This window comes from Actinacidiphila sp. bgisy145, from assembly GCF_057708125.1.
In genome coordinates, this window is the sequence record NZ_JBYIRL010000009.1 from 204,089 (window position 1) to 214,288 (window position 10,200).

Genomic DNA, 10,200 nt, shown 5'->3' on the forward strand with positions numbered 1-10,200 from the left:
CGTGCCGATCATGCGGCACGAGGGGCATCGGGCCCATGATATGGCCCTGTCGCGTGGGGCACACCGGCGCGTGCCCTGTGTCGGTGGCAGGCCGTAAGGTCGTCTGCCATGGGGACGCAGACGAAGCAGGCGGAGCAGACCGGGGCGGCCGCGGCGAAGGGGCCGTCGGGCGGCCCCGGCGGCGGGCTGCCGCCGCGCCCGCCCGCGTCGCTGTCGCCGTCGCGGGCGGCGGACTTCATGCGCTGCCCGCTGCTGTACCGGTTGCGGGTGATCGACCGGCTGCCGGAGCAGCCGAGCCAGGCGGCGACCCGCGGCACCGTGGTGCACGCGGTGCTGGAGCGGCTGTTCGACGCGCCGGCCGCCGAGCGCACACCGGAGCGGGCCCGCGCGATGGTGCCCGGCGAGTGGCAGCGGCTGCTGGCCGCCCGCCCGGAGCTGGCCGGGCTGTTCACCGCGGCCGAGGGCGCGCTCGACGCGGCGGCGCTGGCGGAGTGGCTGGTGAGCGCCGAGCGGCTGGTGGAGCGGTGGTTCACGCTGGAGGACCCGACCCGGCTGGAGCCCGCCGAGCGCGAGCTGTACGTGGAGACGGTGCTGGAGTCGGGGTTGACGCTGCGCGGCTACGTCGACCGGCTGGACGTGGCGCCGGCCACCGGGGACCTGCGGGTGGTGGACTACAAGACGGGCAAGGCGCCCCGCCCGGAGTACGCCGACGAGCCGCTGTTCCAGATGCGGTTCTACGCGCTGGTGCTGTGGCGGCTGCGCGGGGTGGTGCCGCGCCGGCTCCAGCTGGTCTACCTCGGCAGCGGCGACGTGCGGACGTACGACCCGTCGGAGGCGGACCTGCTGCGCACCGAGCGGCGGCTGCTGGCGCTGTGGGAGGCGATCCAGGAGGCGACGGCCAGCGGTGACTGGCGGCCGCGGCGCACCCCGCTGTGCGGGTGGTGCGACCACCAGGCGCTGTGCCCGGAGTTCGGCGGCACTCCCCCGCCGTACCCGCTGGCGCGCCCCGCCGACGCGGGCGGCACCGGGCCCCTCGTGGGCGAGAATGGTCCGGTCTAGCGAAGGAGTACTTGTGGCGATCCGCGTCCTGCTGGTGGACGATCAGCCCCTGTTGCGCACCGGCTTCCGGATGATCCTGGAGGCCGAACCGGACCTGGCCGTGGTCGGCGAGGCCGGGGACGGGCAGCAGGCGCTGGACCAGGTGCGGGCGTTGCAGCCCGACGTGGTGCTGATGGACATCCGCATGCCCCGGATGGACGGGGTGGAGGCGACCCGGCAGATCACCGGCCCGGACCGGTCGGGCCCGGCGAAGGTGCTGGTGCTGACCACCTTCGACCTGGACGAGTACGTGGTGGAGGCGCTGCGCGCCGGGGCCAGCGGCTTCCTGCTCAAGGACGCGCCGGCCGCGGAACTGGTGCAGGCGATCCGGGTGGTGGCCGCCGGCGAGGCGATGCTCGCGCCGAGCATCACCCGGCGGCTGCTGGACAAGTACGCCGGCCGCCTCCCGTCGGGCGAGGAGGCGCTGCCGCAGCCGCTGCACACGCTGACCGAGCGCGAGGTGGAGGTGCTGAGGCTGGTGGCCCGCGGCCTGTCGAACGCGGAGATCGCCGCCGAGCTGTTCGTCAGCGAGACCACCGTGAAGACGCATGTCGGCCATGTGCTGACGAAGCTGGGCCTGCGCGACCGGGTGCAGGCGGCGGTGTACGCGTACGAGAGCGGCCTGGTGCGGCCCGGCGCGGGCTGAGCCGAGCCGCCCGCCCACGGCAACGCCCCTGCACCGGTCCGGCGCAGGGGCGTTGCCCTTTCGCGTGCCGCGCCCGGGGGCGCGGCGGTCGCGGCGGTCGCGGTCAGCTGGAGGCGCCGCGGCCCAGCTCCCAGAACTGCGTGGTGGTCGACGCGTTGAGCGCCCACTCCGCGCCGGTGATGTCGTTGCGGGCGGCGATGTACTGGTTCGCCTGCCACAGCGGGAGCATCGGCACCTGCTCGGCGACGAGCTTCTGCGCCTCGTCGAAGGCGTCCGTGGTGGCGCTGCGCTCGGCCTGGCGGCGGGTCTCCGGCAGGATCGTGTTCCGGATCTGCGTCAGGTCGTACGGCAGCGGGATGAACGTCTCCTTGTCGAAGAACGGCGCGATGTAGTTGTCCGGGTCGGGGAAGTCCGGCAGCCAGCTCAGCGCGAAGACCTGGTACTTGCCCTCGCCGGCGGCCTTCAGGAACGCGTTCCACTGCTCGCTCTTGACGGTGACGTCGAAGAGCCCGGAGGCGTTGAGCTGCTTGGCGATGGCCTCGGCCTCGGCCTGGTTCATCGTGCCGCCGTTGTCGCGGCGGAAGTTGATGGTCAGCGGCACCTTGTCGGTGATGCCGGCGTTCTCCAGGGTCTTCTGCGCCTTCTTGACGCTGGGCTCGCCGTAGGTGTCGTAGAAGGAGTTGACGTGGGTGGTGATGCCCTGCGGGACCACCGAGTACAGCGGTACCGCGGTGCGCTGGTAGACGTCGCGGGTGATCGCCTGGCGGTCGACGAGCTGGGCCATCGCCTGGCGGACCGCGGTCTTCTTCAGCGACGGCGCGTCGGTGTTGAGGAAGAGGTAGCGGGCCTCGCCGCCGGAGGACTCGGTGAGCTTGAAGTCCGGGTCCGGGTTCGACTGGAGCTTCTGGATCTGGTCCGGCGACATCTGCCGGCTCATCACGTCCAGGGCGCCGGACTTGAGCGCGTTCTCCATCGTGTCGGAGTCGGCGTACATCTTGAGGGTGACGGCGCTGTTGTGCATCTTCAGGGTGCCGTCGTAGTGGTCGTTCTTGGTGAACACCGCCTGCTTGCCCGCGGTCCAGGAGTCCAGCTTGTACGGGCCGGAGCCGACCAGCCGCCAGCCGGTGTACGGCTTCGCCGCCGGGTACACGGTGCTGTCCACGATCGCGGCGGCGGGGGTGGCGAGCTTCGCGGGGAAGGTCGCGTCGGGCTGCTTGAGGTGGAAGACCACGGTCTGCGCGTCGGGCGCGTCCACGCTCTTGACGTCGGATATCAGCGACGACGGGCCGTCGGCCCAGTGGATCTTCTGCATCCGGTCGATGGAGTACTTCACGTCCGCGGAGGTGAGCGCGCGCCCGGTGGAGAACTTCTCGCCGTCGCGCATCGTGCACTGGTACGTCAGTCCCGAGGTGCCGTCGTAGTGGCACTCCTTGGCCGCGTCGGGCGTCGGCGTGGTGCTGCCGCGCTGGTAGGTCAGCAGCATCTGGAAGGTGTTGTAGAAGATGTTCCAGGTGGCGCTGTCGTAGGACGTGGCCGGGTCCAGCGGCGCCGGGTTGTCCTTGGTGAGCTCGATGCTGTCGGTGGTGCCGACGACGATGGGTTTGCCACTGCCGCCGCTGCCGCCGGAACTGCCGCACCCGGTGATGGCGGGTGCCAACGCGCCGAGCAGGGCCGGCAGCACCAGAAGCTTGCGGTTCATCGTTGCTAGTTCTCCTCTTGCGCATGTGCCGGGGGCTCGTGGCGCGCCCGAAAGGCCCAACAGGCCCGCCCGCGTACCCGGATCACAGGAGCAGGGCGGCGGCAGCGCGGGGCACGCTGGGGCGACGATACCGAGATCTGCGGTGATCAGCACCAACGGGTGGGCCAAAGTCAGTGGTCTGCACAAGCGGAGCGGGTAGGATCACACGCTCAGTGAAGGGCCGTGCGCAAGGAGCGCAGAAAAGGGACGTCGAGGTCCTCCAGGGACCGTACGACGGTGCGGCCCGGCGCCGGCGGGATCGGCACCAGCGAGGGCACCGCGACCACCCGGCAGCCGGCCGCCTCGGCGGACGCGACGCCGGTGAGGGTGTCCTCGACGACCACGCAGTGCGCGGGGTCGGCGCCCAGCCGGGCGGCGGCGGCCAGATACGGGTCCGGGTGCGGCTTGGTGCGGCCGATCTCGTCGCCGGCCAGGGTGAAGGCGAAGTGCTCCGGGCCGATCGAGCGGAGCATGGCGTCGATGGTGCGGCGGTGCGAGGCGGACACCAGCGCGGTGGGCACGGTGTGCGCGACGAGTTCGGTCAGCAGCCGCCGGGCGCCGGGCATCAGGGGCGCGCCCTCGGCGACCAGGTGCTCGAAGCGGCTGTTGATCGCGGCCATCAGCTCGGGCAGCGGCACGCTGGTGCCGGTGACGTCGACGAGGTGGCCCACGCTGCGGGTCATCGGGCCGCCGACGACCACCGAGCGGTGTTCCTCGTCCAGCACGTGCCCGAGGTCGGCGAAGACCGCGGACTCCGCCGCCCACCACAGCCCCTCGGTGTCGACCAGGGTGCCGTCCAGATCCAGCAGCACCGCCCAGGGGCCGTCGTCGGCCTCCTCCTGCGTGCGGACGGCGGCGACCGGGATGCTGCTCGTCATAGGCCCCACTCCTCGGTACTCCTGGGCTCCGGGGGGCACGAAGGCCGGTCGCCGTGCCCCGCGGAAGGTGCGGGGAGACGACCGGCCTGTGCCGGACCCACAAGTCTACGACGGGCGCTCTCGGCCCGCTGAACGGCGGATGAACCGCTGGTCAGCGCGCGTTGAAGTACTTCGCCTCCGGGTGGTGGACGATGATCGCGTCGGTGGACTGCTCGGGGTGCAGCTGGAACTCCTCGGAGAGCTTGACGCCGATCCGCTCCGGCTCCAGCAGGGCGGCGATCTTGGCCCGGTCCTCCAGGTCGGGGCAGGCGCCGTAGCCCAGGGAGAAGCGGGCGCCGCGGTACTTCAGGTCGAACATGTCGACCACGTCGGCGGGGTCCTCCCCGGCGTAGCCGAGCTCGGCCCGGACCCGGGCGTGCCAGTACTCGGCGAGCGCCTCGGCGAGCTGGACGGACAGGCCGTGCAGTTCCAGGTAGTCGCGGTAGGAGTCGGCGGCGAACAGCTCGTTGGCCGCCTCGGAGACGCGGTTGCCGACGGTGACCACCTGGAAGCCGACGACGTCGGTCTCGCCGGATTCCTCGGGCCGGAAGAAGTCGGCCAGGCACAGCCGCCGCCCGCGCCGCTGGCGCGGGAAGGTGAAGCGGGTGCGCTCGGTGCCGTCCTCGTGGAGCACGATCAGGTCGTCGCCCTTGGAGACACACGGGAAGTAGCCGTAGGTGACGGCCGCCTCCAGCAGGTGCTCGGACTGGAGCTTCGTCAGCAGGCCGCGCAGCCGGGGGCGTCCCTCGCTCTCGACCAGTTCCTCGTAGCTCGGGCCGTCGGCGCGCGACTGCTTCAGGCCCCACTGGCCCTTGAAGAGCGCGCCCTCGTCCAGCCAGGAGGAGTAGTCGGCGAGCTGGATGCCCTTGACCACCCGGCTGCCCCAGAACGGCGGCGCGGGCACCGGGTTGTCCACGGCGACGTCGGAGCGGATCTGGCCGAGGTTGACCTCCTCGGGCTCCTCCGGCTGCTCCCGCTTGGGCACCCGGCGGGCCTTCAGCTCCGGCAGCGCCGCGCCGGGCACCCCGCGCTTCACCCCGATCAGGGCGTCCATCAGCCGCAGGCCCTCGAAGGCGTCGCGGGCGTAGCGGACCTCGCCGGCGTAGATCTCGTGCAGGTCCTGCTCGACGTAGGCGCGGGTCAGGGCCGCGCCGCCGAGGATCACCGGGTACTTCGCGGACAGGCCGCGCTGGTTGAGCTCCTCCAGGTTCTCCTTCATGATCACCGTGGACTTCACCAGCAGCCCGGACATGCCGATCACGTCGGCGCGGTTGTCCTCGGCGGCCTCCAGGATCGCGGAGACCGGCTGCTTGATGCCCAGGTTGACCACGGTGTAGCCGTTGTTGGAGAGGATGATGTCGACCAGGTTCTTGCCGATGTCGTGCACGTCGCCGCGGACGGTGGCCAGCACGATGGTGCCCTTGCCCTCGTCGTCACTCTTCTCCATGTGCGGTTCGAGGTAGGCGACCGCGGTCTTCATCACCTCCGCGGACTGGAGCACGAACGGCAGCTGCATCTGGCCGGAGCCGAACAGCTCGCCGACCACCTTCATCCCGGCCAGCAGCGTGTCGTTGACGATCTCGAGGGCGGGGCGCTCGGCCAGCGCCTCGTCCAGGTCGGCGCTCAGGCCGTTCTTCTCGCCGTCGATGATCCGGCGCTGGAGGCGCTCCTCCAGCGGCAGCGCCATCAGCTCCTCGGCGCGGCCGGCCTTCAGGGACTTGGAGTCGACGCCCTCGAAGAGCTGCATCAGCTTCTGCAGCGGGTCGTAGCCCTCGGCGCGCTTGTCGTAGACCAGGTCGTAGGCGGCCTGGCGCTGCTCCTCGGGGATGCGGGCGATCGGCAGGATCTTGGCGGCGTGCACGATCGCGGAGTCCAGCCCGGCCTTGACGCACTCGTCGAGGAAGACGGAGTTGAGCACGGTGCGGGCGGCGGGGTTGAGGCCGAAGGAGATGTTGGACAGGCCCAGCGTGGTCTGCACGTCCGGGTGGCGGCGCTTGAGCTCGCGGATGGCGTCGATGGTGGCGACGCCGTCCTTGCGGGACTCCTCCTGGCCGGTGCAGATGGTGAAGGTCAGGCAGTCGATGAGGATGTCGGACTCGCGGATGCCCCAGTTGCCGGTGAGGTCGGCGATCAGCCGCTCGGCGATCTCCACCTTCTTCTCGGCGGTACGGGCCTGCCCCTCCTCGTCGATGGTCAGCGCGATCAGCGCGGCGCCGTGCTCGGCGGCGAGCGCGGTGACGCGGGCGAAGCGGGACTCGGGGCCGTCGCCGTCCTCGTAGTTGACGGAGTTGAGCACCGCGCGGCCGCCGAGCTTCTCCAGCCCGGCCTTCAGCACGTCGACCTCGGTGGAGTCCAGCACGATCGGCAGCGTGGAGGCGGTGGCGAAGCGGCCGGCGATCTCGGCCATGTCGGCGACGCCGTCGCGGCCGACGTAGTCCACGCAGACGTCGAGCAGGTGGGCGCCCTCGCGGATCTGGTCGCGGGCCAGCTCCACGCAGTCCTCCCAGCGGCCCTCCAGCATCGCCTCGCGGAACTTCTTCGAGCCGTTGGCGTTGGTCCGCTCGCCGATCGCCAGGTAGGAGGTGTCCTGGCGGAAGGGCACGGTCTGGTAGAGGGAGGCGGCGCCGGGCTCGGCGCGCGGGTCGCGGCGGACGATGTCGTGGCCGCCGATCCGGTCCACCAGCTGGCGCAGGTGCTCGGGGGTGCTGCCGCAGCAGCCGCCGACCAGGGACAGGCCGTACTCCTGGGCGAACATCTCGTGCGCGTCGGCGAGTTCGGACGGGGACAGCGGGTAGTGCGCGCCGTCCTTGGTGAGCACCGGCAGGCCCGCGTTCGGCATGCAGCTGAGCGGGATGCGGGAGTGGCGGGCGAGGTAGCGCAGGTGCTCGCTCATCTCGGCGGGGCCGGTGGAGCAGTTCAGGCCGATCAGGTCGATGCCGAGCGGTTCGAGCGCGGTCAGGGCGGCGCCGATCTCGGAGCCGAGCAGCATGGTGCCGGTGGTCTCCACCGACACCGAGCAGATCACCGGCAGGTCGACGCCCGCGGCGGCCATCGCGCGGCGGGCCCCGAGCACGGCGGCCTTCACGCCGAGCAGGTCCTGCATGGTCTCCACGACCAGGGCGTCGGCGCCGCCGGCGATCAGGCCGGCCGCGTTGGCCTGGTAGCCGTCGCGCAGGGTGAGGTAGTCGATGTGGCCGAGGGTGGGCAGCTTGGTGCCCGGGCCGATCGAGCCGAGCACGAAGCGGCGGCGGCCGTCGGCGGCGAACCCGTCGGCGACCTCGCGGGCCAGCCGGGCGCCGGCCTCGGACAGCTCCTCGATCCGCTCGGGGATGTCGTACTCGCTCATCGCGGAGTGGTTGGCGCCGAAGGTGTTGGTCTCGACGCAGTCCACCCCGGCCTGGAAGTAGGCCTCGTGGACGGAGCGGACGATGTCCGGGCGGGTGACGTTGAGGACTTCGTTGCACCCTTCGAGCTGCTGGAAGTCGTCGAGCGTCGGCTCCTGCGCCTGGAGCATGGTGCCCATCGCGCCGTCGGCGACGACGACGCGGGAGGCGAGTGCCTCCCGGAGTGCGGCGACCCGGGCCGCGTCGTGCGCGGACGCGGCGGGGGTGGACGAGGGGGACGGCAAGGCCATTGGGTTGCTCCCTGGAGTGCGACGGCTGTCGGCTATGCGCCGCCGCGCCCCCGGGGGCGCGGCACGCACTCCGCCAGAGTAGCGGGAGCGGCCGGAAAGACTCGGGCGATTCCAGCCACCGGACGGGTCGTACGGGTGGGGTGCGGGCCGTGGTCTGCCATGATGAAGAATGTCCAAGGTCGACATTGTCGACCCGGAGCATCTCCTGCCGCCCGCTGCCGCCCCCGGTCACCGCCCCGGTCGGCGTGCGCGGCGGCCGGCGAACCGCACCGTCCCGCAGATCTTGGAGCGCCGCCATGCCAGGTCCCATCCAGTCCCTGGAACGCGCCGCGGCGATCCTGCGGCTGCTGGCCGGCGGCGAGCGGCGGCTGGGCCTGTCGGACGTGGCCTCCTCGCTCGGGCTGGCCAAGGGCACCGCGCACGGCATCCTGCGCACCCTCCAGCAGGAGGGCTTCGTCGAGCAGGACCCGGCGTCGGGCAAGTACCAGCTGGGCGCGGAGCTGCTGCGGCTGGGCAACAGCTTCCTGGACGTGCACGAGCTGCGCGCCCGGGCCCTGGTGTGGACCGACGACCTGGCCCGCTCCAGCGGCGAGGCGGCGTATCTGGGGGTGCTGCACCAGCAGGGCGTGCTGGTGGTGCACCACGTCTTCCGGCCCGACGACAGCCGCCAGGTGCTGGAGGTCGGGGCGATGCAGCCGCTGCACAGCACCGCGCTGGGCAAGGTGCTGGCCGCCTACGACCCGGTGGCGCACAGCGAGGCGGCCGAGGGCGAGCGGCCCGCGCTGACCGGGCGGACGGTCACGCGGGCGGCGGACTTCGAGGCGGTGCTCGACCTGACCCGGGCCCGCGGGTGGGCCGCGGACCTGGAGGAGACCTGGGAGGGCGTGGCGTCGGTGGCCGCGCCGGTGTACGACCGGCGGCGGATGCCGGTCGGCGCGGTGGGCGTGACCGGCGCGGTGGAGCGGGTCTGCGACGGCGGCGGGATCAGGGCGCAGCTGGTCGCGGCGGTGCGGGACTGCGCGCGGGCGGTCTCCCGCGACCTGGGCGCGGGCCGGTTCTGATGCGGCCCGGGGTGCCGGGCGGGGCGTTTCGGGGCGGCTTGCCGCGGTGTGCCCGGACCGGCGGGCGGGAAGTCATGAGTCTGGTCGGTCACACGGCTCTTGACCTGGTCATCGCAGGGGGCGAGACTTTCGACCTGCGGTCGACAATGTCGAACAACGGACGAATATTGGACCGCGGCTCAGGGACTGGGACAAAGGAGTCGACGTGTCCAACGGCCACATAGTCATCGGCGAACTCTTCGGTACCGCCGTGCTGATCCTGCTCGGCGGCGGAGTGTGCGCCGCGGTGACCCTCAAACGATCCAAGGCCAGAGACGCCGGCTGGGTGGCGATCTCCTTCGGCTGGGGCCTGGCGGTGCTGGGCGGCGCCTACATCGCCAACGGCTACTCCGGCGGCCAGCTCAACCCGGCCGTCACCTTGGGTGTCGCCATCAAGACCGGCGACTGGAGCACCATGCCGTACTACCTGATCGGGGAGTTCGGCGGTGCGATCATCGGCGCGGTACTGGTGTGGGCGGCCTATCTCGGCCAGTTCCACGCGCACCTGACCGACCCCGCCGTGGTGGGCCCTGCGGCCGGCGGGGCCGCCGACGGCACCGCGCAGGCGGTCGCGGCCGGCGAGGCCGGCGGCGCCCCCAAGGCCGACCCGGCCGGACCGGTCAGCGCCGACGCGGAGGCGCAGCCCGGCGGCCCGGTGCTCGGGGTCTTCTCCACCGGCCCGGAGATCCGCAACCCGGTGCAGAACCTGCTCACCGAGATCATCGCGACCGCGGTGCTGGTGGAGTTCATCCTCACCCAGGGCATGACCAAGGGCCTGGCGCTCAACGGCACGGGCATCCTGCTCACCGCACTGCTCGTGGTCGGTATCGGCCTGTCGCTCGGCGGCCCCACCGGCTACGCGATCAACCCCGCGCGCGACCTCGGCCCGCGGATCGTGCACGCGCTGCTCCCGCTGCCCAACAAGGGCGGCTCGGACTGGGGATACGCGTGGATTCCGGTGGTCGGCCCGCTTGTCGGCGCCGCGATCGCCGGTGGCTTGTACAGGCTGGCCTTCATGTAACGCGCCCACCCGAGCGCGCGTGGGGGGGGGGGACACCCCCCCCGCG

The 10,200-nt window shown here is 72.1% G+C and carries 7 protein-coding genes; 4 read left to right on the plus strand and 3 right to left on the minus strand.

Going from position 1 to position 10,200, the window contains the following annotated elements; all coding sequences use genetic code 11:
• Positions 1-108 precede the first annotated feature (108 nt).
• Both AC3ERT_RS11055 and AC3ERT_RS11060 read left to right on the plus strand, forming a co-directional pair.
• Positions 109-1,059 (plus strand): RecB family exonuclease, encoded by a 951-nt coding sequence (locus AC3ERT_RS11055; protein WP_435173823.1) that lies wholly within the window; start codon positions 109-111, stop codon positions 1,057-1,059.
• A gap of 13 nt (positions 1,060-1,072) precedes the next feature.
• On the plus strand, positions 1,073-1,744 hold the full coding sequence (locus AC3ERT_RS11060; RefSeq protein WP_335975333.1) for a response regulator: 672 nt from the start codon (positions 1,073-1,075) through the stop codon (positions 1,742-1,744).
• A 103-nt stretch (positions 1,745-1,847) separates the two neighbouring features.
• Here AC3ERT_RS11060 and AC3ERT_RS11065 read toward each other — a convergent pair whose 3' ends face one another.
• The 3 genes from AC3ERT_RS11065 to metH form a co-directional block, all read right to left on the minus strand.
• On the minus strand, positions 1,848-3,443 hold the full coding sequence (locus AC3ERT_RS11065) for an ABC transporter substrate-binding protein (protein WP_335975330.1): 1,596 nt from the start codon (positions 3,441-3,443) through the stop codon (positions 1,848-1,850).
• A gap of 209 nt (positions 3,444-3,652) precedes the next feature.
• Positions 3,653-4,360: an HAD family hydrolase gene (locus tag AC3ERT_RS11070; protein WP_435173825.1), complete on the minus strand. Its 708-nt coding sequence runs from the start codon at positions 4,358-4,360 to the stop codon at positions 3,653-3,655.
• 151 nt (positions 4,361-4,511) lie between these two features.
• Positions 4,512-8,033: a methionine synthase gene (gene metH, locus AC3ERT_RS11075; RefSeq protein WP_435137712.1), complete on the minus strand. Its 3,522-nt coding sequence runs from the start codon at positions 8,031-8,033 to the stop codon at positions 4,512-4,514.
• 296 nt (positions 8,034-8,329) lie between these two features.
• On the opposite strand from metH, the gene AC3ERT_RS11080 reads away from it, so the two are divergent.
• Positions 8,330-9,094 (plus strand): IclR family transcriptional regulator, encoded by a 765-nt coding sequence (locus AC3ERT_RS11080; protein WP_335975317.1) that lies wholly within the window; start codon positions 8,330-8,332, stop codon positions 9,092-9,094.
• A 205-nt stretch (positions 9,095-9,299) separates the two neighbouring features.
• Entirely contained in the window at positions 9,300-10,154 is an 855-nt protein-coding gene (locus tag AC3ERT_RS11085) for an MIP/aquaporin family protein (protein ID WP_335975314.1), read from the plus strand.
• Positions 10,155-10,200: the final 46 nt, after the last annotated feature.